Annotated in this window: 23 protein-coding genes; 9 read left to right on the top strand and 14 right to left on the bottom strand. The window is 71.3% G+C overall.

The features are described 5' to 3' along the window. The first annotated feature begins 72 nt into the window (after positions 1-72). Positions 73-771, top strand: a complete 699-nt coding sequence (locus tag F4558_RS08210) for an SDR family oxidoreductase (protein WP_167943699.1) — start codon at positions 73-75, stop codon at positions 769-771. Positions 772-835: 64 nt separating this feature from the next. On the opposite strand, the gene F4558_RS08205 is transcribed toward F4558_RS08210, so the two are convergent. Further along, positions 836-2,590 carry a M28 family peptidase gene (locus F4558_RS08205; RefSeq protein WP_167943698.1) on the bottom strand — a complete coding sequence of 585 codons (1,755 nt, stop codon included), beginning with the start codon at positions 2,588-2,590 and terminating at the stop codon, positions 836-838. 303 nt (positions 2,591-2,893) lie between these two features. Here F4558_RS08205 and F4558_RS08200 point away from each other — a divergent pair, with 303 nt between their 5' ends. After that, positions 2,894-5,674: an ATP-binding protein gene (locus F4558_RS08200; RefSeq protein ID WP_312877289.1), complete on the top strand. Its 2,781-nt coding sequence runs from the start codon at positions 2,894-2,896 to the stop codon at positions 5,672-5,674. 44 nt (positions 5,675-5,718) lie between these two features. Here the strand turns inward: F4558_RS08200 and F4558_RS08195 are convergent, their stop codons facing one another. Further along, positions 5,719-6,477, bottom strand: a complete 759-nt coding sequence (locus tag F4558_RS08195; RefSeq protein WP_167943697.1) for a hypothetical protein — start codon at positions 6,475-6,477, stop codon at positions 5,719-5,721. Continuing rightward, positions 6,474-6,974, bottom strand: coding sequence for a SigE family RNA polymerase sigma factor (locus tag F4558_RS08190; protein WP_099852839.1), 501 nt, complete (start codon positions 6,972-6,974; stop codon positions 6,474-6,476). Before F4558_RS08190 ends, F4558_RS08195 begins: the two co-directional genes overlap by 4 nt. Before the next feature lie 138 nt (positions 6,975-7,112). Between F4558_RS08190 and F4558_RS08185 the strand changes: the two genes are divergently transcribed. Beyond that, positions 7,113-7,934: a DUF3152 domain-containing protein gene (locus F4558_RS08185; protein ID WP_167943696.1), complete on the top strand. Its 822-nt coding sequence runs from the start codon at positions 7,113-7,115 to the stop codon at positions 7,932-7,934. A 16-nt stretch (positions 7,935-7,950) separates the two neighbouring features. Here F4558_RS08185 and F4558_RS08180 read toward each other — a convergent pair whose 3' ends face one another. Both F4558_RS08180 and F4558_RS08175 read right to left on the bottom strand, forming a co-directional pair. Then, positions 7,951-8,679 (bottom strand): hypothetical protein, encoded by a 729-nt coding sequence (locus tag F4558_RS08180; RefSeq protein WP_167943695.1) that lies wholly within the window; start codon positions 8,677-8,679, stop codon positions 7,951-7,953. Positions 8,680-8,796: 117 nt separating this feature from the next. Next, a complete protein-coding gene (locus F4558_RS08175; RefSeq protein ID WP_167943694.1) occupies positions 8,797-9,984 on the bottom strand; it encodes a snapalysin family zinc-dependent metalloprotease in 1,188 nt (395 codons plus the stop codon). 229 nt (positions 9,985-10,213) lie between these two features. On the opposite strand from F4558_RS08175, the gene F4558_RS08170 reads away from it, so the two are divergent. Continuing rightward, positions 10,214-10,789 carry an AMIN-like domain-containing (lipo)protein gene (locus F4558_RS08170; protein ID WP_167943693.1) on the top strand — a complete coding sequence of 192 codons (576 nt, stop codon included), beginning with the start codon at positions 10,214-10,216 and terminating at the stop codon, positions 10,787-10,789. 55 nt (positions 10,790-10,844) lie between these two features. Here the strand turns inward: F4558_RS08170 and F4558_RS08165 are convergent, their stop codons facing one another. After that, positions 10,845-11,180, bottom strand: a complete 336-nt coding sequence (locus tag F4558_RS08165; RefSeq protein WP_231640061.1) for an L-rhamnose mutarotase — start codon at positions 11,178-11,180, stop codon at positions 10,845-10,847. 164 nt (positions 11,181-11,344) lie between these two features. On the opposite strand from F4558_RS08165, the gene F4558_RS08160 reads away from it, so the two are divergent. The 5 genes from F4558_RS08160 to F4558_RS08135 all read left to right on the top strand — a co-directional run bounded on the left by F4558_RS08160 (position 11,345) and on the right by F4558_RS08135 (position 16,870). Then, positions 11,345-12,025: a response regulator gene (locus F4558_RS08160; protein WP_167943692.1), complete on the top strand. Its 681-nt coding sequence runs from the start codon at positions 11,345-11,347 to the stop codon at positions 12,023-12,025. A 15-nt stretch (positions 12,026-12,040) separates the two neighbouring features. After that, complete coding sequence (locus tag F4558_RS08155; protein WP_167943691.1) at positions 12,041-13,486, top strand: sensor histidine kinase; 1,446 nt, start codon at positions 12,041-12,043, stop codon at positions 13,484-13,486. Beyond that, positions 13,483-14,388: a Gmad2 immunoglobulin-like domain-containing protein gene (locus tag F4558_RS08145; RefSeq protein ID WP_245241292.1), complete on the top strand. Its 906-nt coding sequence runs from the start codon at positions 13,483-13,485 to the stop codon at positions 14,386-14,388. The genes F4558_RS08155 and F4558_RS08145 overlap by 4 nt, the downstream gene beginning before the upstream one ends. Before the next feature lie 95 nt (positions 14,389-14,483). Then, complete coding sequence (locus F4558_RS08140; protein ID WP_167943690.1) at positions 14,484-15,977, top strand: MFS transporter; 1,494 nt, start codon at positions 14,484-14,486, stop codon at positions 15,975-15,977. Positions 15,978-16,078: 101 nt separating this feature from the next. Continuing rightward, a complete protein-coding gene (locus tag F4558_RS08135) occupies positions 16,079-16,870 on the top strand; it encodes a maleylpyruvate isomerase family mycothiol-dependent enzyme (protein ID WP_167943689.1) in 792 nt (263 codons plus the stop codon). Between the two features lie 42 nt (positions 16,871-16,912). Here the strand turns inward: F4558_RS08135 and F4558_RS08130 are convergent, their stop codons facing one another. The 8 genes from F4558_RS08130 to F4558_RS08095 form a co-directional block, all read right to left on the bottom strand. Further along, a complete protein-coding gene (locus F4558_RS08130) occupies positions 16,913-18,112 on the bottom strand; it encodes an RtcB family protein (RefSeq protein ID WP_053656256.1) in 1,200 nt (399 codons plus the stop codon). Between the two features lie 470 nt (positions 18,113-18,582). Next, positions 18,583-19,374, bottom strand: a complete 792-nt coding sequence (locus tag F4558_RS08125) for an alpha/beta fold hydrolase (RefSeq protein WP_053656258.1) — start codon at positions 19,372-19,374, stop codon at positions 18,583-18,585. Positions 19,375-19,397: 23 nt separating this feature from the next. After that, complete coding sequence (locus F4558_RS08120; protein ID WP_167943688.1) at positions 19,398-20,330, bottom strand: ABC transporter permease; 933 nt, start codon at positions 20,328-20,330, stop codon at positions 19,398-19,400. Then, positions 20,327-21,262 carry an ABC transporter permease gene (locus tag F4558_RS08115; protein ID WP_053656262.1) on the bottom strand — a complete coding sequence of 312 codons (936 nt, stop codon included), beginning with the start codon at positions 21,260-21,262 and terminating at the stop codon, positions 20,327-20,329. The genes F4558_RS08120 and F4558_RS08115 overlap by 4 nt, the downstream gene beginning before the upstream one ends. 31 nt (positions 21,263-21,293) lie before the next feature. Further along, positions 21,294-22,832 carry an ABC transporter substrate-binding protein gene (locus F4558_RS08110; RefSeq protein ID WP_157552557.1) on the bottom strand — a complete coding sequence of 513 codons (1,539 nt, stop codon included), beginning with the start codon at positions 22,830-22,832 and terminating at the stop codon, positions 21,294-21,296. Next, positions 22,825-23,931 carry an ABC transporter ATP-binding protein gene (locus F4558_RS08105; protein WP_082377486.1) on the bottom strand — a complete coding sequence of 369 codons (1,107 nt, stop codon included), beginning with the start codon at positions 23,929-23,931 and terminating at the stop codon, positions 22,825-22,827. Before F4558_RS08105 ends, F4558_RS08110 begins: the two co-directional genes overlap by 8 nt. Next, on the bottom strand, positions 23,928-24,959 hold the full coding sequence (locus F4558_RS08100; RefSeq protein ID WP_157552560.1) for an ABC transporter ATP-binding protein: 1,032 nt from the start codon (positions 24,957-24,959) through the stop codon (positions 23,928-23,930). Before F4558_RS08100 ends, F4558_RS08105 begins: the two co-directional genes overlap by 4 nt. 277 nt (positions 24,960-25,236) lie before the next feature. Further along, positions 25,237-25,986 (bottom strand): SDR family NAD(P)-dependent oxidoreductase, encoded by a 750-nt coding sequence (locus F4558_RS08095; RefSeq protein ID WP_167943687.1) that lies wholly within the window; start codon positions 25,984-25,986, stop codon positions 25,237-25,239. Positions 25,987-26,079: the final 93 nt, after the last annotated feature.

The following is a 26,079-nucleotide window of genomic DNA, read 5'->3' as shown; positions in this document are numbered from 1 at the left end:
CGATCGAGCCGGGCCGTCCCGTGACCTAGCTGACTTTGCTTAACGCAAGCCAGGCCCGATAGCGTGACGCCCATGAAGATTGCTGGAAGCACCGCCCTCGTCACCGGCGCCAACCGCGGCTTCGGCAGGCACCTGGCCGCCGAGTTACTCGCCCGCGGCGCGACCGTCTACGCCGCCGCCCGCAATCCGGACACCGTCGACCTGCCCGGCGTGACGCCGGTACGCCTCGACATCACCGACCCCGCCTCCGTGGCCGCCGCCGCCGAGCTGGCCGGAAATGTGAACATCCTGATCAACAACGCCGGCATCGACTCCCGCACCGACCTGCTCGACGGCGACCTGGACCTCGTTCGGCTCGAACTGGAGACCCACTACCTCGGCACCCTGTCGATGGTCCGGGCATTCGCTCCCGTCATCGCCGGCAACGGCGGCGGAACGATCCTCAACGTGCTCTCCGTGCTGTCCTGGCTGAACTTCCCCGCGGCCGGGGCGTACGGCGCCGCGAAGTCGGCCGAGTGGGCGATGACCAACGCGCTGCGCGTCCAGATCGCCGAGCGGGGCATCCGGGTCGCCAGCCTGCACGTCGGGTACATGGACACCGACATGGCCGCCACCGTCACCCAGCCGAAGTCCGACCCGGCGGTCATCGCCCGGATCGGCGTGGACGGCATCGAGTCCGACGCCTACGAGATTGTCGCCGACGACATCAGTCGGCAGGTCCAGGCCGGGCTCGCCGGCGGGGTGGGCGCGCTCTACCCGCAGCTCCCCTGACCTCTCGACGCGGCGGGCCGCCGCCGGGTGTTCCCGGCGGCGGCCCACTTCAACCGGTACGCGGTCAGCTCGCCTGCAACGTCACGTCGTCGATCACGAAGCTGGTCTGCAGGGACGAGTCCTCGGTGCCGGTGAACGTCAGCGTCACCGTCTGCCCGGCGTACGCGGCCACGTTGAGCGTGCGCTGGACGTAGCTGCTGGAGGCGTTCAGGTTCGAGTACGTCGCCAGCGTGGTCGAGCCCATCCGCACTGTCAGCTTGTCGTACGCCGTGGACGTGGTCGTCTCGGCGGTGTCGATGCGCGTCCAGAACGACAGCGTGTAGCTGGCGCAGCCGGCCGGCACCGTCACCGACTGGGACAGGGTCTCGGTGCGGGTGCTGCCGTACCCGTTGAGCCACGCCTTGTACGACCCGGTCCGGGCCGGCTTGCTGCTGGAGTTGGTGATCACGCCGGAGGACGCCGTCCACACCGTGGCGCCGCTCTCGAAGCCGCCGTTGCCGATCACCTGGGCGGCCGCGCAGCCGCCGGTGCCGGTCACCGTGAGGGTGAGGGTGGCGCTGCGGGTGACCGAGCCGGTGCCGGTGACCGTCACCGTGAAGGTGCCTGTCGCGGCGCTTGACGACGCGGTCAGGGTCATCGTCGACGAGCCACCGGAGGTCACCGACGACGGGCTGAACGAGACGCTCACCCCGCTTGGCGCGCCGGAGGCGGACAGACTCACCGACTGCGCCGACCCGGAGGTCGTCGCGGTGCTCACCGTGGCGGTGGTGCTGGCGCCCCGGGCCACGCTACGGGTCGTGGGGCTGACCGCCACTGAGAAGTCGTTGCTCGGGGTTCCTCCACCGACGGCCAGATCCCACAGCGCATACGCCACTCCGTCGGCCGCCCGGTTCAGCACCGTGGCGCTGACGTTCGCCGTGGTGTCGCAGGAACGGTGGTAGCAGGGGTCGTAGGCGGCGTTCGCGGTGCCGCCCCACTTGGCTGCCTGGGCGCTTGTCTTGCGGGCGCTGGCGCCCGCCGCGTAGCCCGAGGTGGGGATTCCGGCCTGCTGGAAGTAGTAGTCGTCGGAGCGGCCCTGGCCCTCGACGTTCTCCTCCGGCTGCAACCCGAGCGAGTCCCAGTACGCCTTCAGCGGGGCGGCCGTCGTGGACGTGACCCGGTTGATGAAGTAGCCGCCGTTTGTCGAGCCGACCATGTCGAAGTTGTAGTAGCCCTTGATGTAGCCCCGCTGGGTGCTGCTGAGCGAGTTGACGTAGAACCGGGAGCCGTTGAGCCCCTGCTCCTCGTCGGTCCACCAGGCGAACCGGACCTTCTTGGTCATCGTCGGGTTCTGCGCGGCCAGGACCAGGGCGTTCTCCAGCAGCGTGGACGAGCCGGTGGCGTTGTCGTTGATGCCCGGGCCGGCCGACACGCCGTCCAGGTGGGCGCCGAACATGACCACCTGGTCGGTCGGGCCGCCGGGCCACTCCGCGATCAGGTTGTTCGAGGGGTACGTGCAGCTGGAGCAGTACTGCTCGGCAACTGTGTAGCCCGCCGCCTGGAGCTTGCCCTTGACGTAGTTCAGCGAGGCCGTGTAGCCGGCCGAGCCGGCCCGCCGGTTGCCGCCGTTGCTGGTGGCGATGGAGTTGAACTGGGTCAGGTGCGCCTGGACGTTGCTGACGGAGATGTCCGGCGCTGCCAGGACGGCGGCTGACGCGGCGATCGGCCGGGCCGCAGCCGTTCCGGTGGTGGGTGACGCGGATGCCGGCTGGGCGGCCAGCGTCACCGTCCCGGCGAACACGGTGAGCGCGATTGCCGCGCTCAGCGTTCTGCCTCTCATGAGGGCTCCTCGGGGGTTGGAGAGATAGGGAGACACTTACAGATATCTATTCCGCAGGCATCGGTCGTTCGTCCCAACCCCACCGGCTCGACGCCGGACATACCACCGCACAGCCGTCCGCCGGTATCACCGACCGGCGCCTCCTCCACCGTGCCGGCCACCTCGCGATTCCGCACCCGCCCGGCAGTGGGACAGGCGGGTGCCGACGTCAGCACAGGTGAGGCGAAGTGTCAGGATGGGTACGTACCACCAGCAGGGGTCGTCGGGCCCGGAACGGGGGCTTGCGATGAGGCCGGGTCGAGCGTGAAACGACCCAGCACGGACCTGTTCACCGACGGTGGCCAGGCCGGCAGGCTGATGGCCGAGCTGGACTGGGCCGGCACCCCGCTGGGCCCGGTGGTGGGCTGGTCGCAGAGCCTGCGGTCCGCTGTCCGCATCGTGCTCTCGTCCCGATACCCGATGCTGCTGCTCTGGGGCCCGGACTTCACCCAGCTCTACAACGACGCGTACGCGGCGCTGATCGGCGACAAGCATCCCGCCGCGCTCGGCGACGACGTCCGGGTGACCCTGGCCGAGGGCTGGGACGTCCTGGGCCCGCTGATCCAGGAAGCCATGGCGACCGGGGTGGCCAGCTGGGTGCCCGCCCTGCGACTGCTGCTGGAACGCGCCGGCTACCGCGAGGAGGCGTACTTCAGCGTCTCGCACGCACCCGCCCGCGACGACGACGGCCGTACCGTCGGCGTGCTGACAGTGTGCAGCGAGGTCACCGAGCAGGTCGTCGGCGAACGGCGGCTGCGGCTGCTGCGTGACCTGTCCCTGCGCGGCGACGGCCGTACCGTCGACGTGGACGCCACCTGCGCCCGGCTGGTCGACGCGATCGGCGGCCACCCGCTGGACGTGCCGTTCGCCGCGATCTACCTGCGCGACGGCGAGGTGCTGCGACGCACCGCCTGCGTCGGCGGCCCGCCCGGTCAGACCACAGTGCTTGGGGCGCTGCCCGACGCCGTCGACCTGGCCGCTCCCGGCCCGGTCGCCCGCGCGTGGGGGCTACCGGACGCCGCCCGGGGTCGGCTCGTCGAGGTGACAGGTCTCGCGGAGCTCCTGCCCCTGCCCGCCGGCCCGTGGGACGACCCGGCCCTCGTCGCGCTGGCACTGCCGCTGCCCTCGGCGGCCGAGGACCAGCCGCCCGGCGTCCTGCTCGCCGGGGTCAGCCCCAACCGGCACCTGGACGAGGCGTACCGGTCCTTTTACCAACTGCTGGTCCAGCAGGTCGCTGTCGCGGTGGGCAACGCGCGCGAGTACGAGCAGGAGCGGCGTCGGGCCGAGGCGCTCGCCGAGCTGGACCGGGTGAAGACGAACTTCTTCACGAACGTCAGCCACGAGTTCCGTACCCCGTTGACCCTCATGCTCGGCCCACTGGCCGACGCCCTCACCGACGCCACCGCGCCCCTGGCCCCCGTGCAGCGGGAGCGGGTGGAGACCGCGTGGCGCAACGCCACCCGACTGTTGACGCTGGTCAACAGCCTTCTCACCTTCAGCAGCCTGGAGGCCGGGCGGGCCCGCAGCGACGCCCGCGCGGTCGACCTGTCCGCGCTCACCACCGAGCTGGCCGGCGTGTTCCGGGCCGCCGTCGAGCGGGCCGGACTGACCCTGGAGGTGGCCTGCCCACCGCTGCCACGGCCGGTCACCATCGACCCGGTCAACTGGGAACGCATCGTCACCAACCTGCTCTCCAACGCTCTGAAATATACGTTCATCGGCCGGATCCGGGTCACCCTGGACACCGACGACGAGGAGGTACGCCTCACCGTCGCCGACACCGGCATCGGCATCGGCGACCAGGACCTGCCGAAACTCTTCGAACGCTTCCACCGGGTGCGGGGGGCCCGCTCACGCAGCCACGAGGGCACCGGCATCGGCCTGGCCCTGGTGCACGAGTTGGCCCGCCTGGAGGGCGGCGAGGTCCGGGTGGCCAGCCGGGTGGGCGTCGGCAGCACCTTCACCGTGGCGCTTCCCTGGTCGGCGGGGCGCCGAACGGCGTTGACCGGCCCGCCGGTGAACGGGCGGGGCGACGCCGCCCGCGCCGCTGTCGAGGAGGCGATGGGTTGGCTCGCCGAACCGGACGGCAGTGTGACGGAGCCCGACCGTACGATCGGCCCAACGGTGGACGAGCTGGCCGGGTCCCGGATCCTGGTCGCCGACGACAACAGCGACATGCGGGCGTACCTCACCCGGCTGCTCACCGGGCAGGGCTGGCGGGTACGAGCCGTCACCGACGGCCGGCAGGCCCTCGACGAGATCCACCGAGAGCGGCCCGACCTGGTCCTGACCGACGTGATGATGCCAATGATGGACGGCTTCGACCTGCTGCGCCGGCTGCGCGCGGACCCGGCGACCCGGGCACTGCCGGTGCTGGTGCTCTCCGCCCGTGCCGGCGGTGAGGCCAGCGTGGAAGGCCTGAGCCTGGGCGCCGACGACTACCTGGTGAAGCCGTTCGCCGCGACCGAGCTGATCGCGCGGATCCGAGCGGCCATCCGGCGGGCCCGCGACCGCATCGCCGCCAACCCACCGACGGTCGACGCCGCATCGGCGACGACGCGACCAGACGAGGCCACCGCCACCGCACCGGCTTCGGCGGTCGAACCCGTCGGCGACACGTCCGTGGTGCCGGCGGTTCCGGCCGACCGGAACGGGCTGGGCGACGTCCTGGACGTCAGGTGGGCATATCCGTCCGCACCCACCTCGGCCGCGATGATGCGTCGGGACGTCCGGCGGACGCTGGGCGACCTCGACCTCGACCCGGACGTGCTGGAGGATCTGCTGCTCGCCGCGTCCGAGGCGATGAACAACGCGGTCGAGCACGCGCAGCGACCCAGCCGTCCGGAGGTGCGGGTGCGGGTCCAGGTCGGTGTCGGCCTGGTCCGGATCTCGGTGCGGGACTTCGGCACCTGGCGGGACCGGCGACCGGCGATGGACCGGGGACGCGGCGCGCTGCTGATGAACGCGTACGGCGACGTGCGGCTGGTCTCCACCCTCGAGGGGACGACGGTGACCATCGAGCGCCGGTTGGCCGACCCGGCCTGAGCGACCGTTGGCCGACCCGGCCTGAGCGACCAGCCGGCACGGTGTCAGAGTCGGCGGCCGTTGGCGTCGCGGGCGGTGATGCCGTCGAGCCGCTGCCCCGGGGCCAGTTCGGCCGGGTCGAACCAGAAGATCAGCACCTGCTTGTCCTCACTCCACCGGGCCAGTCGGGCATCGATCTGCCGGGCACCCGCCGTGCCGACGATGCGCTGGGCGGGGCCGACGAAATAGCCGAAGGTGGGCACCGGCACTGTCGACGAGCGCTCGTCGTAGCCGATCTGATGAAACCCCGGGCTGCGGTCAGCTCCGTCGACGTCGTTGACCAGGATGTCCGTGGTCAGCATGCCGTCCGGAGCGCGGCGACCGGCGGCCAGCCCGACGGACACCTTGGGCTCGCCGGGCACGGAAACCCCGACGAAGTAGTAGACCCGCTGGTCGGCGCCGTGTCGCACCTCGCTGTCGATCACCTGGCCCAGGGGCTTCGGGGGCGGGACGTCGCGGGCCACCGTCGGCGGCGGGGTGGGCTCCAACCAGGCCGACGCCGACGGTGAGGCACCGGCCGGTGGTGGAGCGACAGCGACCGGCGGCGGACGCTCGGGCGTCGGCGGGCCACCCGGCGACGTGCCGACCGCCACGACGACGACAGCGGCGGCCAAGCCGGCCGCGAGCGTCGCAGCACCGGCGCCGGCAACCCGCCGACGGATCCGCAACCGCCGCCCCTCGCGCATCACCGCGGCCAGATCGAGCGATGTGGCGGGGCGTTCGGTGTCCCGCATGGCCTGGCGGAGCCGTTCCAGCTCGCTCATCGGCGCGCCTCCTCGTCGGATGTCCGCGGCCCGGCGGTGCGCAGCTTCTCCAGGGCTCGTGAGCTGGTGCTCTTGACCGTGCCCACGGACACGGCGAGTTCCCGGGCCACCTGCGCCTCCGGAAGGTCGAAGTAGTAGCGCAGCACGACGATGGCCCGCTCCCGGGGGCTGAGCGCGCCGAGGATGGTGATCAGCCAGCGCCGGGTGGTCACCTCGTCGGCCACGTCGCCGCGCCGCTGCTCCGGCACCTCCTCGGTCGGGTACTCCCGCAGCGGCCGCCGCCACCCGTCGACCAGGTGGTTGACCAGGGTGCGGCGCGCGTACCCGTAGGCGTCGTCGTCGTGGATCCGGGACCACGAGGCATAGGTACGGGCCAGCGCGGTCTGCGCGGCGTCCTCGGCCTGGTGGTGGTCGCCGGTCATCAGGAAGGCGGCATGCACGAGTCGCGCGGACGCAGCCCTCGCGAACTCGACGAACTCCGCGTCACCCCGCGCCATCGTGAACCCTCCCCCGTGCCACACCGTTATGGACGGGTCAGGTCGGCAGAAGGTTGAGCGGTGGTCACATCAACTTTTCGCCAGGGTCGCCCGTCTTCTCCTCCGCGCCGCCGCCGAGCGACGCGCGAGGGGAGAGACATGTCGACGAAGGTTACCCACCGGTGGCGTACCGCCTCGGCGGCGTTGCCGGTGGTGGTGGCGCTGCTCACCGGATGCGGAGGGCCGGCTACCGGGCAACCCTCGACCGGTGCCGGCCCCGCCGGGCCGCCCACTGTGGCTGTCACCGGGCGACCGACCGGGGTCGCCGACGTGACGCCCAGTTCCGCGCCTGCCGTCCCGATCAGCTATCCCGCCGCCGGCAGCAACCGCTGGTCGACGGCGCCCGGCGAGACGGCACCCGGACGCCGGGGCGACGGCCGGTTGCTGCGGTACCGGGTCGTCGTGGAGCGGGACATCCGGGGGCTGCCGGTGGGCGACGTCGCCGCGGCGATCACCGCGGCGTTGAACGACCCACGCGGGTGGACGGCCGGCGGGGTGTGGCGGCTGCGCAGGGTGGGTGCCGGCGAAGCCACCGACTTCACCATCTATCTGGCCACCCCCGGCACCCGCGACACCCTCTGCCAGGACGTGCCGGACGGCTACACCTCGTGCCGCAACGGTGGCCGCGTGGTGCTCAACGTGGCGCGCTGGGTCAAGGGCGTGCCGGGCTACGGCGCGAGCCTGGCCACCTATCGGCAGTACATGGTCAACCACGAGGTGGGGCACAAGCTCGGGTTGGGACATGAGCGGTGTCCGGGGCGGGGCCGGCCGGCGCCGGTGATGCAGCAGCAGACGTTGGGCCGGCACGGCTGCACAGCGAACGCCTGGCCGTACCCGGAGGGTGAGGTCCGCTACAGCGGACCGGTCGGTGCCTACGACGACGAGATCCCGCGACGCGAGGGCGCCTACTCGGGGCAGTGAGGCCGATGGGCGCGCCTCATGAAGTGGGGCGGCCGCGCTCCTGTTCGAGTCGCTCGTCCAGCCGGCCCAGCTCGTAGATGGCGTTGAGGTTGGTCGGCAGGCGGCTCACATTGTCCGGCACCGGGCCGCAATCCAGATCCGGGGCATGGGCCGGGGCCGCTTCCGGTTCCGGTTCCGCGGCAAGGGCCGGGGTCGGAGTCGGCGCCGGGGCCGGGGCCGGGGCCGGGGCCGCGCCAGCCACCCGGGCTGCCCGGGGGCGGCGCAGGAGCAGCAGCGCCAACACCGCGAGCACACCCGCGAACAGCAGGTAGTACCCGGGGCCCAGCGGCCAGCCGCTGCGTTCCGGGGCGCCGAGCGCCGGCGAGTCGAGTGAGTCCGAGGCATCGCCGGACGGCCCGGGCACGACCGCGTCGCGGGCGACCCGCCCCGGACCGGCGGGGTTCAGCTGGCCCGGGGCCATACCTGGCGCGGACGCCGAGCCGGACGCGGAGGGTGGGGCGGCGGAGGCCCCCGGCGGAACGACCGCCGCTGGCGGGGTCGGTGCGGAGCCGTCGGTCGGAGTCGGGCTGGGCGCCACCGGCGAGCCGGAGGCGCTACCGCCACCGAGCAGTCCGTCGACGATCTGACCGACGCCACCGAGCAGGGAGCCGACCGGACCGGACGTCGTCGACGGCGTGGGCGTGGGCGTGGGTGTGGGAGCGGGCGTCAGCGCGAAAACCATGGTGAGCGCGACGATGGCAGGCATGTGTCCACCTCGGATGCGTCGATGTGCCAGGCACGGTACCGCAGACGGCGGTCCAGGTGAACAGACAGCGCCGGGTGGGGACGTGCTTCGCGCCCCCACCCGGCACATCGAGCACGATCAGACGGGCAGGCCGCCGACCTGGGTGGAGATCCAGGACCGGATGGACGGCAGGTCCACGTAGATGGACGGGCCGGTGGCGCAGGTGGAGTTGTTGTTGCCGGCACGACTGGTCGCGCCGATCAGGTTCCACACCCCGTTGACCCGACGCACCTGCGGGCCGCCCGAGTCGCCGTAGCAGGCGCCGGAGTTGCCGTTCGTGTTGTTGGTGCAGATCTCGTACGGGCCGTTGATGCCGGAGCACCGGCTGTCGGCCACGATGGACGTGTCCAGCTCGTTGGCCACGGTGGGGGCTGATCCGCAGCCACGGGGCGCGCACGTCTGACCCCAGCCGATGATCCGGGTGGCGGTGCCGACCGCGCCGGAGGTGCTCGGGATGGGCGCCGGGGCGTACGTCACCGAGCTGGCCAGTTGCAGCAGCTTGACGTCGACGCTCGGGTGGTTGACCGCGCGGGTCACCCGGACCACGGTTCCGCCGCTGGCGCGGTTGACGCTACCCACCCGCACCGATGTCGGCGTAGAGCAGTGCTTGGCGGTGACCGCCCAGTTGGCCTTGATCAGCGTGCCGGTGCAGCCGGAGACGTACACCATGAAGGGGTAACTCTCGCTTGCCGGCCGGCCGCCGACCACAAGCGGGCTGATGTCGCCGGCCTCGTCGGTCCAGGTGTACGTCGTGCCGGCGGTGGGCGCGGCGAGCGTGCCGGCGAACAGGGAGTTGACCCGGGACGCCTCGGTCGAGCTGGGGTTGGCGTTGCGGCAGGAGACCGGGGCGCTGCTGCCGGACATCAGGTCGGTGCAGAGGCCGGTGCGCCGGTCCGGCAGGCCGAGGATGTGGCCCAGCTCGTGTGCGGCGATCCGGTTGCGGTCGTACCCCTGGTTGACGGCGGTGCGGCCCATCCAGATCCGTCCCGAGCCGAGCCCTGTCGGTTGCGCCCGGGGCCAGCCGTCGTCGACGGTGATGGTGATGCTGGCCGGGGTGCCGGCCAGGAGCCGGACGTTGCTGACCCGGCTGTTCCAGATCTGCGCCGCCTGGTCGAAGTTGGTGCGGAACTCGCCGGTCCGGCTCGCGTCGTAGTAGATCGTCCGGACGGCGGCGGCCGGTGCGCCGGTGGCGAGCTGCATCCCGGCTGCCGCCAGGACCGCCACCAGCGCGACCTGCATCGCACGTCTCAGTTGTCGTCGGAACATCACGCACTCCCCTGATCGCCGGCGACCGCCGGTCGCCGATCATTGATGTACGTGAATGTTAAGTGACAGCGACCGTCCTCCGGCATAGCGGACGTGTCATACCGGCCGCTGTTACCCAGCGGTTACGCCGCAGCGAACTGCCAGTGCCACGGCAGGACGACGGTCAGCGCAGAGGGTCACCGGCACCATTGCCGCCACGTGGCCCCGAGCATCGGATGGAGGCACCACGATGAGGATCAGGAGCGCACTGACGGCGCTGGCGGTCGTCCTCGCCGGACTGGTAGCCGGCGCGGGCAGCAGCGCCACGGCGAGCACCACCACGGCGACCACGTCGCCGTACTGCGGGATCACCTGGGGCAGCGCGGAGAAGACAGCCGGCACGCTGAGCGACGCCCCACTTGTCGACGTACGCACCGGCCGACACGACTGCTACGACCGGGTGGTGTTCGAGTTCGCCGGCCCGGTGGACGGCTACTCGGTCGGCTACGGCGAGACGTGGACTGAGGGCGAGGGGCTGGCACTGTCGCCGTACACCGCCGGAGGCGCGCTGCTGCGGGTCTCGCTGCGGGCACCCGCCTACGACGCGGCCCACTCCGGCACGATCCCGTACGCGGTAGGCGAGCACACCGCGAACCTGCTGCGCTACCCGACGCTGCGCGACGTCGTCTTCGGCGGCAGCTTCGAGGGCTACAGCACGTTCGCGGTCGGCGTACGGGCCCGGTTGCCGTTCCGCGTGCTCGTGCTGGCCGGCCCCGGCACACACAGCCGGGTCGTGCTCGACGTGGCCCACCAGTGGCAGGAGTGACGGGCCCGGCGACGTCTCCGGCCGGACGGAACGCGACCGTCCGGCCGGGCGGGCCTCACCTGGGCGGGCTCTGCTCAGGTGCGTCCTCGGCCAGGTGCCAGACCTCCCGCATCGGCGCCCACCAGTCCCCCGACCCGGGTTCGGCGAGCGACTCCTGACACGGATCGGTCAGCTTCCACCACTCCTGCGTCTGCGGGTCCGCGGCGATGAGCTGCTGGTCGGCCTCGTAGTCGTCACCGACGTACTCGTAGTAGCCGAAGAGCAGGTCGTCGTGGAGGAAGATCGTGTAGTTGCGGAAGTTCGCCTCGCGCAGCGTCTGCTCGACGCTCGGCCAGACGTCGGCGTGTAGCCGCAGGTACGTTTCCCGCTGCTCCGGGCGGAGCCGAATCACACAGCCAAAACGTTGCACGTCGTGCCCTCTCGGGTGAGCTGACCGGGTCGGGAGCAAGGTAGTTCACCGACCCGCCACCGTGGCACCCCGCGAAGCCGGCCGGGCCGCCGACACCGACCGTTTCGCCAGGTCGCACGCCATGAAGGCGGGTCTACTCTCAGGTGATGGAGGGCCGCGTACTGGTGGTCGAGGACGACGCCTCCATCCGGGAGGTCACCGCCCTCGGTCTGCGCCGCGCCGGCTTCCGGGTCGACACCGCCGTCGACGGGCGGCAGGCCCTCGCGGCATGGCGAGCCCACCCGCTCGACCTGATAGTGCTCGACGTCATGCTGCCGGGCCTGGACGGCCTTGAGGTGTGCCGGGAGATCCGGCGGACCAGCCAGGTGCCGATCCTCATGCTGACGGCTCGCACCGACACGCTCGACGTGGTGGTCGGCCTGGAGTGCGGCGCTGACGACTACCTGCGTAAGCCCTTCGACCTGCCCGAGCTGGTGGCCCGGGTCCGCTCGGTGCTGCGCCGGGCCACCGCGCCGGCGGCGTCGAGCACCATCGAGGTCGGCGGGCTGGAGATCGACCCGGGCAGCTTCGTGGTGCGCCGGGACGGCCGGGAGGTCGCGCTTACCGCCACCGAGTTCCGCCTGCTGCTGGAGTTGGCCCGGCGCCCCGGCCAGGTCTTCACCCGGGATCTGCTGCTGGACCTGGTCTGGAACCACAGCTTCCTCGGCGACTCACGCCTGGTCGACGTGGCGGTCCAGCGGCTACGCGCCAAGATCGAGGACGACCCGGCGCACCCCCTGCTGATCCGCACCGTGCGCGGCGCCGGCTACAAGCTGTCCAGCGGCTGAGAAAGAGGGGCGGCGATGGCCGGACGCGCTGTGGCACCGGGCCGCCTGCGGCGCCGGCTGACGGTCGCCTTCGTGCTCGTCGCCGGAGTGTCGGCCGGGCTGCTCGCCGGCGGGACCGGGCTGCTCCTGCGGCAGTCCTGGATGGACGCCTCGCTCCAGGAGGCCGCCGCCGACGCCCGCTACCAACTCGTCCTCGCCGGACAGTTCCTGCCGCTTACCGAGCAGCGCAGCACCGAACTGCTCACCAGCTTCGAGAGCAGCGGCCGGCACGTGGTGCTCGTCGACGGACCAGCCCGCCCCTCGCACCCGGCGTACGCCCCGGCGCTGGGCACCCGGTTGCGGGCCACCGTCGCGGGCGGGCAGCTCGGCTACCAGCGCTCCGCCCCCGGGATGCGCCCTCGACTGCTTGTTGTCGGCGGACGCATACCCGGCTCGACCGCCGAGCTGTACGTGCTCACCGACGAGGACGGCATCGCCGCCGACGTGGTCCAACTGCGCAACGCGCTGCTGGCCGGATGGGTGGTCGTGGTGCTGCTCGCCGCCGGGGTGGGGCACGCGCTGGCCCGCCGCACACTGGAACCGGTCGGTAGGGCCAGCCGGGCCGCCCGAGCGCTCACCGAAGGGCTGCTCGCCACCCGGCTGCCGGTGCGCGGGCGCGACGAGTTCAGCGACTGGGCGGCGTCGTTCAACGAGATGGCCGAGGCTCTGGAGGCGAAGATCGCCGCGCTGTCGGCGGCGCAGGCCCGGGAGCGGCGGTTCACCGCCGACGTCGCGCACGAGCTGCGTACCCCGGTGACCGCCCTGGTGGCCGCGGCCTCGCTGCTGCGCGGGCACCTCGACCAGTTGCCCGACGACGCGCGGCCGGCGGCGCGGCTGCTGGTCGGCGACGTGGTTCGGCTGCGCCGGCTGGTGGAGGACCTGATGGAGATCTCCCGGCTGGACGCCGGGCGGGAGCGGCCGAGCGTCGAGCCGGTGGACGCGGCGGCCCTGCTGCACGGGATCGTCGCGGCGCGCGGCTGGTCCGCGCGGGTGCTGATAGGTGGCGAGCCGATCGTGCTGCGCACCGACCCGCGCCGGCTGGAGCGGGTGCTCGCCAACCTGGTGTCCAACGCTGTCGAGCACGGCGGCGGCGAGATCCGGGCCACGGTGGCCAGGGCGGGTCCGCTTGTCGTCGTCGAGGTCACCGACCAGGGGCCGGGCATCCCGGCCGAGCACCTGCCCCGCCTGTTCGACAGGTTCTACAAGGCCGATCCGTCCCGCTCCGCCCCGGGCAGTGGGCTGGGGCTGGCCATCGCCCGGGAACAGGCCACGCTGCTCGGCGGCGTGCTGAGCGTGCGCAGCGAGCCGGGCGCCGGCACGCGGTTCCGGCTGGAGCTGCCCGCGCACGGTCCCGGCGGCGTGCCACGCCCGGCGGGGCACCCCGATGCGGAAACCGCCAGCCCGAAGGGTGACGCGGGATGAGCCGGCGCACGCTGGGCGTTGCGGTACTCGTCGCAGTGCTTCTCGTCGGCGGCTGCGGCACCCCGCGCTCCGGTGCCCTCGGCCCGGCGCCGACCGCACCAACGTCGACCGGCGCGCCAACCGAACGACCACGTCCCACCTCCACCCCCACACCGCGGGCCACCCCGACGCCCACGCCGACACCGGCGGTCACCGGCACGCCGCCGCGTCCGCTGGCACCGGCGCCCACCGGTACGCGCCACCAGGCCACGGTGACCATCGAGCTGTGGTACGTGCGGTCCGGGCAGCTCGTCCCGACCCGGCGGACCCGACCGGCCACCGTGGCGACGTCCCGCCTGGCGCTGACCGAGTTGGCCGCCGGACCCACACCCGCCGAGGCCGCCACCGGGTTGACCACCCGGTTGCCGGCCGGCGTCGAGGTCACCCGGATCACCGACGGCGTGGCGACGCTGCGGATCCCACCCGCCGGCGATCCGGCAGAGCAGCGCCTCCGCGAGGCGCAGGTGGTGTGGACGCTCACCCAGTTCCCCAGCGTCCGGCAGGTCCGCTTCGGTGACGGCGACCCGGTCGGCAGGGCCGACTACACCAGCTTGCTGCCGCCGATCGTTGTCACCGGTCCCACCGTCGGCGAGCGGGTCACCGCCCCGCTCACCGTCACGGGCACCGCCGACGTGTTCGAGGCCACTGTGAGTGTCCGGGTGCGGGACGCCGCCGGCCGGGAGGTCGCCACCGGATTCGGCACCGCCAGCTGCGGCAGCGGCTGCCGGGGCGCGTACCGGGTGGTGGTCGGCTGGCGTACGACCCGCGAGCAGCACGGCACTGTCGAGGTGTACGAGGTGTCAGCCCAGGACGGCGCCCGGATCAACACGGTGGCCGTGCCGGTGATCCTCGCGCCCGCTTGAGGAGCGGGCTCACGTTTCGAGGTGGCAGCGATGGTTATACCGCCGCCGGGCGGGCTGTCCGGCCCGAAGGATGACCGCAGCACGGAGGCATCACCATGGCCGGAGCGACCTCGACCGCGCCCGGCGCACCTGGCGCCGGGGCGTCGACAGGCACGCCGTACCCGCGGCGCTGGCTCGCGCTGATGGTCATCGCCCTCGCGCAGCTGATGGTGGTCCTGGACGCCACAATCGTGAACATCGCGCTCCCCCAGGCCCAGGCGGACCTGGGCATCAACGACGCGAACCGGCAGTGGGTCGTCACCGCCTACACGCTCGCCTTCGGTGGCCTGCTGCTGCTCGGCGGCCGGATCGCCGACTACTGGGGGCGCAAGCGCACGTTCATCGTCGGCATGATCGGCTTCGCGCTGGCCTCCGCGCTGGGCGGTCTGGCGACCACCGGCGAGATGCTCTTCGCCGCCCGGGCCCTACAGGGGGCTTTCGGCGCGCTGCTCGCCCCGGCCGCGCTGGCCCTGCTCACCGTCCTGTTCACCGAGACGACCGAACGCGCCAAGGCGTTCGCCGTGTACGGCGCCATCGCCGGTGGTGGCTCGGCGGTCGGCCTGCTGCTCGGTGGGGTGCTCACCGAGTACGCGGACTGGCGCTGGTGCCTGCTGGTGAACATCCCGATCGCCGCCGTGGCGATCGCCCTCGCCCTGCCGCTGGTGCCGGAAAGCCGGGCGCACGGCAACACCCGCTACGACATACCGGGCGCTGTCGTCGTCACGGCGGGCCTGGTCTCCCTCGTGTACGGCTTCACGAAGGCCGCGGAGGACGGCTGGGACGCCGCCGCGACGCTCGGTTTCATCGCCGCCGGTGTGGTGCTGCTCGCCGTCTTCGTGGTGATCGAGCTGCGCTCCAACCATCCCCTGTTGCCGCTGCGGATCATCCTGGACCGCAACCGGGGCGCGGCGTACCTCGCCACGACGCTGATCGGCGCCGGCCTGTTCGGCGCGTTCCTCTTCCTGACCTTCTACTTCCAGGTGGTGCTTCGGTACACGCCGCTGGAGGCCGGCCTCGCGTCGCTGCCGGTCACCGGCGGTGTGCTGATCGCCGCCGCCGGCGCCAGCCAGCTGATGCCCCGGCTGGGCGCCAAACCGCTGATGGTCGGTGGCGCCGCGCTCGCCGCCATCGGCATGCTGGTGCTCACTCAGATCGACGTGGACACCTCGTTCCTCACCCATCTGCTCCCCGCCCAGTTCATCCTCGGCCTGGGCCTCGGTTTCACATTCGTGCCGCTGTCCAGCCTGGCGCTGTTCGGGGTGCCGGAGCACGACGCCGGCGCGGCCAGCGCGACGCTCAACGCCACCCAGCAGGTCGGCGGCTCGTTGGGCACCGCCCTGCTGAACACCATGTACACGAGCGCTGTCACCGCGTACCTGGTGTCCCGGGCACCGAGCCCGGCCACCCAGGTCAAGGCGCTGGTGCACGGCTACAGCGTGGCGTTCGCCTGGGGCGCGGCACTGATCGTGCTCGCCGGCCTGATCGCCCTGTTCCTGATCAAGGTACGCAAGGGGGACATCCGGACCAGCGGTCCCGCGCACATGGGTTGAGCGGACCGAGAGACGCCTGCCGGTCCACCTCGCTTGCGGGGTGGACCGGCAGGCGTCGGATAGCGTTTCGCGGACAGTCGACAAACCCGCTGAGGAGATACATGCCCACCCCTGCCGATGAGATCATCACCGCTCTCCGCGCCGGCCACGAGGAGTTGGCCGCGCTCGTGAGGGACCTCAAGGAGGACGAACTGATCCGACCGTCGGGTGCCAGCGAGTGGCAGGTGTCGCAGGTGCTCAGTCACCTGGGCAGCGGCGCCGAGATCGGCCTCGCCTCGCTTACCGCCGCCCGCACCGGCGCTCCCGCACCGGACGGCGACTTCAACCGCGGTGTCTGGCAGCGCTGGGACGCGATGTCCCCGGCCGAGCACGCCGCCGGGTTCCTGACCACGAACGAACGTCTCGTCGAGGCGTACGAGGCACTCGACGCCGACACCCGCGCCACGCTGCGCATCGACATGGGTTTCCTGCCCGAACCGGTGGACGTCGCCACCTCGGCCCGGTTCCGGCTCAGCGAGTTCGCCCTGCACCAGTGGGACGTCGAGGTGGCGTTCAACAGGTTCGCGGCGGTGACACCGCAGGCGGTGCCGCTGCTGCTCGACCACGTCGGCGGCATGCTGAGCTGGACGAGCCAGCCACAGGAGCTGGACGGCCGGGAAGCCACGCTGCTGCTGCGGCTGCACCAGCCGGAACGGACGTACGGGCTGCGGCTGGGCGAGAAGGTCGAGCTGGTCGACGCGCCCGAGCAGCCCGACGGCGAGCTGACCGCACCGGCCGAGGCATGGCTGCGACTCGCGGTGGGCCGGCTCGGCCCCGCGTACACCCCTGACGGCGTACAGGTGACCGGCCCGGTGACAGTGGACGACCTGCGCCGGGTCTTCGCCGGTTTCTGACGCGTACCGCGCGGGCCGCTCGTTGCCGGCCCGCGCGGCCCGTCACCCCTTGACGCAGACCACCTGCTTCAGGTGCGCCACCACCTCCACCAGGTCCTCCTGCTGCGCCATCACCTCGGTGATGTCCTTGTACGCGCCGGGGATCTCGTCGATCACCCCGGCGTCCTTGCGGCACTGGACACCGGCGGTCTGCGCGACCAGGTCGTCCCTGGTGAACGTCCGCTTGGCCTGCGCCCGCGACATCCGCCGGCCCGCACCGTGCGACGCCGAGCAGTAGGCGTCGGCGTTGCCCCGACCCCGCACGATGTACGACCCGGTGCCCATCGACCCGGGGATGATGCCCAGGTCGCCCTTCCCGGCCCGGATCGCGCCCTTGCGGGTGACGAGCACGTCCACCCCGTCGTAGCTCTCCTCGGCGACGTAGTTGTGGTGGCACGAGATCGGCTCGTCGTAGGACACCTGCGGGAACTGCTCCCGCACCACGCCGCACAGCAGGGCCACCATGACCGCCCGGTTGCGCCGCGCGTACTCCTGCGCCCACCACAGGTCCCGCCGGTACGCGTCCATTTCGGGAGTGCCCGCGAGGAACACGGCGAGGTCCCGGTCGGGCAGGTCGGCGTTGTGCGGCAGCCCCCGGGCCACCCCGATGTGCCGCTCGGCCAGCTCCTTGCCGATGTTGCGGGACCCGGAGTGCAGCATCAGCCACACCCGGCCCTCGTCGTCGCCGCCCTGTTCCAGGCAGACCTCGATGAAGTGGTTGCCGCCGCCGAGCGTTCCGAGCTGCCGCTGTGCCCGGGTCTCCAGCTGCGCCACCTTGCGGTCCAGCCCGGCGAACCGGCCCCAGAAGTCGTCCCAGCCGCCCTGCTCCAGGCCCCGGATCCGACGGGGGTCGACTGCCCGGTCCCGCTGCGCGAAGCCCACCGGGATGGTGGCCTCGATCGCGGAGCGCAGGCCGGCCAGGTCGTCCGGCAGGTCGGCGGCGGTCAGCGAGGTACGCACCGCTGACATGCCGCAGCCGATGTCCACGCCGACGGCGGCCGGCGAGACGGCCTGCCGCATGGCGATCACCGAGCCGACAGTGGCGCCCTTTCCGAAGTGCACGTCGGGCATCACGGCGACGCCCTGCACCCAGGGCAGCGCGCCGATGTTGCGCAGCTGCTTGGCCGCCTGCGGCTCGATGGCGTACGGGTCGGTCCAGACCCGGACGGGTGCCCGGGTGCCGGCGAGGGGCGTGAATCCCATCGTGGTCTCCTTGTGTGGGTCCCGGCACCATCGTCGCAGGGGGTGACCGGGAACGATCGCGGTCCGGGTCAACCGGAGCGCGGGAAGGTCAGCGGATACGAAAAAGCCGCCCGATCCTCAGGGGGTGGGCGGCGGCCGGACGCGCTCGCGTCAGCGGTGGAGCCGCCCAGGCAGCCGGCACTCGGCGCGACGGCCGAGACCCCGATACCACGCGCCGGATGGCAACGCGGCACCCGCGCCCGGCGTACGCCAGGTGGTGGTGCGGTGATCGCGTTGCGACACGGCGTGCTCCTCGGGATCTGATCGGTTGACCATGCGTCGAGAACGGTAGACGGGCCGGTGGGTGTCCGCAAAGGATTTCACACGTGAGAGCCGCCTGCACGGGGCGGAAAAGACCGGCGCCCCCACACCCGCGAGGGCTGGGGGCGCCGGATGGCCTGGCTAGGACGTGCCGCTGTCCTGAACCTCTGTCACAGGTCGTTCCAGAACTCCCGCAGGACGGCGGACAGCTCGTGCGGAGACTCCAGGGGCGTCAACCGGCCGGCACCGCTCACCTCCGACACGCGGCCCTTGGGCGCCTTGTCGGCGTAACCCTGGGCGACCGACCTGTCGAACACCGTGTCCCCGGTGGCCGTCACGAAGTTCGTCGGCACTGTGATGCGGCTCGGCAGATCGGTCCGGTCCGGCGTACGCCCGCAGGTACGCAGCGTCGCCACCACCATGTCCAGGCGGGTGTCCTGCATCATCTGGCGATAGCGGGCCAGGCTCTGCAGGCTCGCCCCGGACGCGACGATGTACTCGGCGAACCGCCGGTAGACGGCGTCGATGCCCTCGCGTACCGCGAGCTTGGCCATCTCGTCCCGGTACAGGCGGTACGCCGGGGTGTCGGGCGGCAGGTTGGGGCTGAGGAACGACATCGAGCGGACCAGCTCGGGGTACCGCTCCGCCACCAGCCCACCGACCACCGAGCTGAGGCTGAACCCCACCAGGTCGACGGGTTGCCCATTACCCAGCTCACGGGCCACGGCGGCCACGTCCTCGACGTACACGTCGAGGTCGAGGAGGTCGTCGGTGGTGATCGGGTCGGACAGGCCGAACCCGCGCAGGTCGAGCGACACGCACCGCCTGATGTCGGACAGGTCGGCGATCTGGTCGAGCCAGAACGTGCTGTCCAGGATGAAACCGGCCAGGAACAGGGCCGTCGGGCCGGAGCCGGACTCACGGAAGTGCAGGTTGGTCTTGTTGACGTGCAGGTGTGGCATCAGGAGGCTCCCGGAGTCTTGGATCAGTGGTCCTTCGGGACCGGCTGGTTGAGGATGTCGCGGAGCGCGTCTCCGAGGACGTAGAACGCCACGATGGTGGCGGTGAGGAACACACCGGGCACGATGGCCACCCACCAGGCGCCCTGCAGCTCGGTCTGTGCTCCGCCGAGCATCGAGCCCCACGAGAAATCGGGGACCTGCACGCCGAGACCGATGAAGGACAGCGCCGACTCGACCAGGATGAGACCGCCGACCGACGTCGTCCACAGCACGATGACGCTGCTGGAAACGCCGGGCAGGAGGTGCACACGCATGATCCGCGCGACGCTTGACCACTGGAGCCGGGAGGCTTGCACGTACTCCATCCGCTTGAGCTGCGAGACGGTGACGGCGATGGTGCGGGCGTAGGTCGCCCAGCCCCAGAACGACAGCAGGATGACCAGATTGCGCAGGCTCGGCCCGAACAGGGCGACAACGGCGATCGCGATGACGTAGAAGGGCAGCGAGAACTGAATGTCGGCGAACCGTAGGATCGTCGGCCCCACCCGCCGCTCGAAGTAGCCGGCGATCAGGCCCATCGTCGTGCCCAGCAGCATCGCGATGGTCGCCGAAACGGTGCCGACGAACAGCGAGATGCGTGCTCCGTAGATGATTCGCGAGAGCAGGTCCCGTCCGAACTCGTCGGTGCCGAACAGGTACGTCGTGTCGCCACCGTCCAGGAACGCCGGAGGCTGCCGGGACCTGGCGAGGTCCTGGACGACGGGGTCGTGCGGGGCGATCAGCGGTGCGAAGATCGCCGTGAGGGCGACAAGCAGCAGAAACCCCAGAGCGACCATCGCGCCGGGGCGGCGCGCGAGCCGCCCCAGCGGGCCGCGCGTGCGCGTCCGTACGTCGGCCTTCGGCACGGTCGGGCCCGCCTCGCCGCCCACACCGGGCTGGAGCGCTTGCTCCGTCATGACACACCCACCTTCGTCCGCAGGCCGGAGTCGATCAGTCGGTTCACGACGTCCGCCAGAAGGTTCACCAGCCCGACCATCAGCGTCACCACGAACACCCCGGCCATCACGATGGGAAAGTCCCTGCCGTGTACGGCGTTCACCAGGAGCGCGCCGATCCCGCGGTAGTTGAACAGGGGTTCGAGGACGACCAGCTGGCCCACGGAGAACGCGAACAGGATCCCCGAGTACGAGATGATCGGCGGGAGAGCCACCGGCAGGACATGCCGGAACATGAGCCGCCCCTGTGAGATCCCCTTCGAGCGGGCGACGAGGACGAACGGGCGGTGCAGCACGTCCGCGACCTCACCACGGGCCAGCCGGGCCAACGCGGCCGTGTGGCTGGCGGTCATCGCGATGATGGGGATGATCGCGTACTCGATGCCGCCAGACCCGGTCGCCGGCAGCACCTTCCACTGCAGGGCCAGGAACAGCACAAGCACGATCGCCAGCCAGAAGTACGGGACCGCCTGCAGCAGGAACGACCCGCCCATGAAGATCTGGCCGATCCGGAACTTCCCGGCCCGCGCCACCGCGCTGCCCAGCGCGATGCCGAGCAGCATGGTGAGCACCTGGGCCGGGAGGAGGATCAACATGCTCGCCCCGAGCCGGTCCGTCACCGCTGTCAGCGCGTCGCCGCCGAAGGTGAAGGACCGGCCCAGGTCGAGGACCGCCAGGTCACCCATGAACCGGAGGTACTGGCTCAGCAGGGAGCCTTCCAGCCCCAGCCGGGCCCTTGTCGCCTCGACGATCTCCGGCGTGGCGTCCGGTCCGGACAACACCTCCGCCGGGTCACCCGAGACGCGCAGGAGCACGAACAGCACTGTCATCACACCGGCGACGGTGAGGACCAGCTGGGCCAGGCGACTGATCAGATACGTCAGGTGAGCCACGTCTATCGACCCATCCGCGCGGTGCCGACCGTCATGACTTCGTCACTGTCGACGCGTCCACCCAGAACCCGGTGCTCGGGTCGTACCCGGAGACATCGGAGGTGCTGGCGACCACCCACTGCTGGCCGAACAGGAAGATGAACGGGAGCTCCTTGTGCAGGTGTGCCCCCATCTCCTGGAGGATCTTCTCGCGGGCGGCGGAGTCCATCTCGTTACGGGACTTCTCCAGCAGCTGGTCGTAGTGCGCGTCCACCCAGCCCTTGCGCCCCTCGGCACCGGCCGTGGGGTAGCGGTAGGACAGTTCGGCGTCGAACAGCGGCGAGTAGTTCATGCCCTTGACGAACAGCGGCCACTTGCTGCCGTTGTTGAAGCCGTCCACCCACACCGCGAAGTCCAGGACGGTGACCTTCACGGTGATGCCGATGGCGCCCAGCTGCCCGCTGATCGCCTCCATCAGCGGCTTGTTCACCGGCAGGCCGGCGATCTCGGTGGAGAAGGGTTTGACGCCCTCCCGAGCCAGGATGTCCTTGGCCTGCTGAAGGTCGAACGGGATGGCCTTGAGGTCCGGGTTGTGGCCGAAGCATCCCTTGGCGGTGAGCTGGCCGGGCAGGGGCTCGCCGGCGCCGTTCATCACCGCGCTGACGATGGACTCCACGTCGATCGCGAGGTTCAGCGCACGACGGACCTCCGGGTTGTTGAAGGGCGCGATCTTGGTGTCGAACTGCACGGCCAGCGGCGAACCGGTGGACACGACCTCCACCTTCATGTCCGAGCCCAGGTTCTTGAGGGCCTGCACCGGCAGGTTGTGGCCGATGTCGAGCTGCCCGGACTGCATCGCGGCAAGGAAGGCGCTCTGGTCGGAGTACTGCATGTACTCCACCCGCGAGTTGGCCGGCTTACCCTCCCAGGGGTCCTCCGCGGCTTCCAGCGTGATCTGCGAGTTGGGGACCACCTTGGTGATCCGGTACTGCCCACTGCCGACGGGCGCGAGGCCGAACGCCTCCGTGCCGGCAGCGGTGTACGCCTTCTCGGGCACGATGAAGAGCAGGGCGGTCCGCTTCTCCAGGATCGCGTCCGGCTTGGAGGTCCGGATGCGCACCGTCAGGTCGTCGACCACGTCGACAGAGCTGACGTTGGCGATCAGGGAGGCCAGGGCCAGGCCTTCCTTCTTCGTGATGTCGTAGGAGAACTTCACGTCCTTGGCGGTCAGCGGCGTGCCGTCGGAGAACTTCACCCCTTCGCGGAGCTTGAACTCCATCTCCGTCTCGGACAGCCGCGTCCACGAGGTGGCGAGCCCCGGCTCGATCTTCAGGGTCGACGGGTTCATCCGGGTCAACGCGTCGAAGGCGAGGTAGTTGGCGCTGTGTCCGAGGGACTTCAGCGGGTTGGCGTCCGGGTCCAGAACCGACGTGCCGATCCTGATCGGCCCGCCGGCGCCGGCGTCCTCGTCGTCGTCGGACCCGCAGGCGACAAGCGCCGGAGCGACTGCGAAGGCGGCGCCGACGAGCGCCGTGTAGCGGAGGAAGTCCCGACGCGATCGCACGGTCCGGGGGTTGACGGCGTCAGTCATGTGATGCTCCTGCACTGGGGATTGGCGAACTGGTGAGGGCTGTGGTGGTCGGTGCCGCGGTCGCGGCAGGTGGCCTGGGCCAGGTTTCGGGCTGAGGAATGCGGGCCGTGGCAGTTCCCGACAGCTCCAGCACTCCCGGCCTATGGCACGCCACCTGACGACCGCTGGGCGTGGCCTGCAACGGCGGGTACTCGGTCGCGCACTTGTCGACGGCGATCGGGCAACGCGAACGGAAGTGGCAGCCGGCCGGAGGGTTGATCGGGGACGGCACCGACTCGGCCTCGGACGGCGCGGCAGGGCCGCGCGACCGGGTGGACACCAGCAGGTGGGTGTAGGGGTGCAACGGCTGGCGCATCAGCTCCACCGTCGGCCCCGCCTCGACGATCCGTCCGAGATACATCACGGCGCACTCGTGGCTGAGGTGGTGGGCGAGCCCGAGGTCGTGCGTGATGAACAGCATTGCCAGGCTCAACCTGCCCTGAAGCTCCAGGAGGAGGTTGACGATCTGCGCCTGGCTGGTCAGGTCGAGAGATGCCGTCGGCTCGTCCGCCACGAGCAGCTTCGGGCTCAACGCGAGCGCCCGGGCGAGCCCGATGCGCTGCCGCTGCCCGCCGCTGAGCTGGCTGGGGCGTCGGGTCTCGACGGACGCCGGCAGGCCGACCATGTCGAGCACCTCCCGCACCCGGTCGGCGGGGCTTAGGCCGTCGGGCAGGCCGTGGATCTGCAACGGCTCCGCGATGGAGGCGCCGACGCTCATGCGCGGGCTCAACGAGGTGTACGGACTCTGGAAGACCATCTGCATCCGCTGGCGGATCGTGCGCAGGTCACGGTGCCGCAGGTGGGTGATGTCCTCGCCGTCGAAGCGGATCTGGCCGTCGGTGGGCTCGTCCATCCGGACCACGCACCGGCCGAGGGTGCTCTTGCCCGACCCGCTCTCGCCGACGAGCGCGAGGGTCCGCCCACTGTCGATGCGCAGGGAGACGCCGTCGACCGCCCTGAGCATGCGGCCACGGGAGAGCGCGAAGTGACGCCGGAGGCCGTCCACCTCAAGCAGGCTCGACGTGCCCGGGGTCGCCTGCGGAGTGTTGTTGGTGCTCATGACGCCGCCTCCTGAGAAGCTGACACGAGGCAGGCCGCGGACCGCTCGGGCGCCGTCGCCAGCGGCCGGAGGACTGGGGTCTCCACGCTGCACCGCTCCTGTCGGAACGGGCACCGGGGCGCGAAGCGGCAGCCGGGGATTTCGACGTCCGGCCGGGGCGGTGCCCCGTCGAGGATCGTCAGGGGGGTGAAGGGCTCGCGCTCACCGGAGTCCGGGTGGGCGTTGAGCAGCGACCACAGGTACGGGTGTTGAGGGGTGGCCAGGGTCGCGCGGGTCGGCCCGTGCTCGACGACCTGGCCCGCGTACATGACGACGATCCGGTCGGAGTAGTCGGCCGCGATCGCCATGTCGTGGGTGGTGAGGATGACGCCCGTTCCCATGTCGCTGGTCAGGGCGCGAATGAGGTCGAGCACCTGCGCCTGTGTGGTGACGTCGAGCGCGGTCGTCGGTTCGTCGCAGATCAGCAACGGCGGGTCGACAGCGAGCGCCATCGCGATCACGACCCGCTGGAGCATCCCGCCGGACAACTCGCGCGGGTAGGCGCTCAGGCACCGCTGCGGTTCGGCGATGCCGACCCGGCGGATCATCGCCAATGCCTGTTCGCGAGCCTCGGCGCGAGAGCACCGTTGGGCCGCTCGAATGGACTCGATGACCTGGAACCCGATGGTCAGCACAGGGTTCATCGCCGAGCCCGGGTCCTGGAAGATCATCCGAGCGGCGGAGGCGCGGAACTGCCGGAGTCGTCGGCTGTTCATCGTCGTGACGTTCTCGCCACGGAACTCGACGGTTCCGTTCGTCGCGAGCTCCGGTGGCAGCAGTCCCAGGACCGCGAGCGACGTCAGCGACTTTCCGGAGCCCGACTCCCCCACCACCGACACGATCTCGCCGGCGCGGACGTCCAGGGACACGCCTCGGACCAGAGGTATGTCGCCAACGCTGATGCGGAGGTCGCGGACGCGCAGCAGCGGCTCGTCCGCCGACTGCGTGACCGAGTCGGCAGACGTACCGGCCGTCATGGGGGACGTCACGACAGCGGCACCATGGTGGTAGCGAAACCCGAAACCAGATTCCGACTGACGGAACGCGGTTTCACCTCAAACGCTTGACACATCGGTATCGCTCCTCACTCCAGCACTGCGGGGTCCAGGTCCGCAGTACGGCTCTTCCGCTCTGCGAAACGCCGTTTCGCAGACGCTAAACTCTGCCTCGCCGTTGGTCAACGGTTCCGAACCGTTCACCTGGGTGGCCGTTCGGACGTCAAGTCGCACCCTTCGGCCACCCGGGCTCCGCCGGGCGCGCCAGTGCTCAGCGCGACGCGCGACGCCCGCCATCGACGGTGACCGCGGTACCGGTCACCCAGCCCGCGTCGGCCCCGACGAGGTAGGCAACGGCCCCTGCCACGTCGTCCGGTTCGCCGACCCGACCGAGGGGCACGTCGCGGGCGAGCGACGCCTCGTGGGAGGCCAGGACGGCTGCGGTGGCGGGCGTCCGGACCAGGCCCGGGACGACGGAGTTGACCCGGATGCCGTGCGATGCCCACTCGACGGCGAGGGTGCGCACCAACGACGCGCAGGCAGCCTTGGCGGCCCCGAAGTGCGCGAGGTCCGTCGCCGCCCCCTCGGCCAGGCTGGAGCCGACGTGCACGATGCTCAGCGGGCGCGACAGCCGGATCGACCGACGCGCCGCGGCGCGTGCGCACCTGAAGAAGCCTCCGACGTTGAGGTCCAGCACGGCACCGAACGTGGGATCGTCGATCTCCAGCGCGGCGCTGCGCAGCGCGCCACCCGCGCTGCACACCAGCACGTCGGGGCACTGCCCGTCGGCGAAGAACGCGTCGACGGCCTGGCTGTCCGTGACGTCGAGCTGGGCAGCACGACCGCCGACCTCGGCGGCCACCTCGCGCGCGGCGTCGAGGTCGACGTCGGCGACGACGACGTGCGTACTGTCGCGGGCCAACGTCCTGACGACCGCCGCTCCGATGCCCGACGCCCCACCGGTCACCACGGCGACGCGGGTCACCACGGCAGCGCGCGCCGCGCCGGGGCCGAACGGCACCCGCTCCCGTCGGCGAGCCAGTCGTCGGAACGTCGTTCTCTTTCACGCATCTGGAACATTGGCTCTACCCCTCACCTAGCGCCACGGGAAAAG

Origin of the sequence: Micromonospora profundi (assembly GCF_011927785.1) — a bacterium.
Classification (GTDB): Bacteria; Actinomycetota; Actinomycetes; order Mycobacteriales; family Micromonosporaceae; genus Micromonospora; species Micromonospora profundi.
Note: the sequence above shows the minus strand (reverse complement) of the source record. Positions and strands in the feature narration are given on the sequence as shown.

What these genes read in the sequence shown, in the direction of transcription:
- F4558_RS08145 (WP_245241292.1), top strand. Translation starts at nt 13,483, where the DNA reads ATGAGCCGGCGCACGCTGGGCGTTGCGGTACTCGTCGCAGTGCTTCTC.
- F4558_RS08195 (WP_167943697.1), bottom strand. Translation starts at nt 6,477, where the DNA reads ATGAGCGAGCTGGAACGGCTCCGCCAGGCCATGCGGGACACCGAACGC.
- F4558_RS08130 (WP_053656256.1), bottom strand. Translation starts at nt 18,112, where the DNA reads ATGGGATTCACGCCCCTCGCCGGCACCCGGGCACCCGTCCGGGTCTGG.
- F4558_RS08135 (WP_167943689.1), top strand. Translation starts at nt 16,079, where the DNA reads ATGCCCACCCCTGCCGATGAGATCATCACCGCTCTCCGCGCCGGCCAC.
- F4558_RS08120 (WP_167943688.1), bottom strand. Translation starts at nt 20,330, where the DNA reads ATGACGGAGCAAGCGCTCCAGCCCGGTGTGGGCGGCGAGGCGGGCCCG.
- F4558_RS08175 (WP_167943694.1), bottom strand. Translation starts at nt 9,984, where the DNA reads ATGTTCCGACGACAACTGAGACGTGCGATGCAGGTCGCGCTGGTGGCG.
- F4558_RS08180 (WP_167943695.1), bottom strand. Translation starts at nt 8,679, where the DNA reads ATGCCTGCCATCGTCGCGCTCACCATGGTTTTCGCGCTGACGCCCGCT.
- F4558_RS08190 (WP_099852839.1), bottom strand. Translation starts at nt 6,974, where the DNA reads ATGGCGCGGGGTGACGCGGAGTTCGTCGAGTTCGCGAGGGCTGCGTCC.
- F4558_RS08110 (WP_157552557.1), bottom strand. Translation starts at nt 22,832, where the DNA reads ATGACTGACGCCGTCAACCCCCGGACCGTGCGATCGCGTCGGGACTTC.
- F4558_RS08140 (WP_167943690.1), top strand. Translation starts at nt 14,484, where the DNA reads ATGGCCGGAGCGACCTCGACCGCGCCCGGCGCACCTGGCGCCGGGGCG.
- F4558_RS08125 (WP_053656258.1), bottom strand. Translation starts at nt 19,374, where the DNA reads ATGCCACACCTGCACGTCAACAAGACCAACCTGCACTTCCGTGAGTCC.
- F4558_RS08210 (WP_167943699.1), top strand. Translation starts at nt 73, where the DNA reads ATGAAGATTGCTGGAAGCACCGCCCTCGTCACCGGCGCCAACCGCGGC.
- F4558_RS08160 (WP_167943692.1), top strand. Translation starts at nt 11,345, where the DNA reads ATGGAGGGCCGCGTACTGGTGGTCGAGGACGACGCCTCCATCCGGGAG.
- F4558_RS08185 (WP_167943696.1), top strand. Translation starts at nt 7,113, where the DNA reads ATGTCGACGAAGGTTACCCACCGGTGGCGTACCGCCTCGGCGGCGTTG.
- F4558_RS08155 (WP_167943691.1), top strand. Translation starts at nt 12,041, where the DNA reads ATGGCCGGACGCGCTGTGGCACCGGGCCGCCTGCGGCGCCGGCTGACG.
- F4558_RS08170 (WP_167943693.1), top strand. Translation starts at nt 10,214, where the DNA reads ATGAGGATCAGGAGCGCACTGACGGCGCTGGCGGTCGTCCTCGCCGGA.
- F4558_RS08105 (WP_082377486.1), bottom strand. Translation starts at nt 23,931, where the DNA reads ATGAGCACCAACAACACTCCGCAGGCGACCCCGGGCACGTCGAGCCTG.
- F4558_RS08205 (WP_167943698.1), bottom strand. Translation starts at nt 2,590, where the DNA reads ATGAGAGGCAGAACGCTGAGCGCGGCAATCGCGCTCACCGTGTTCGCC.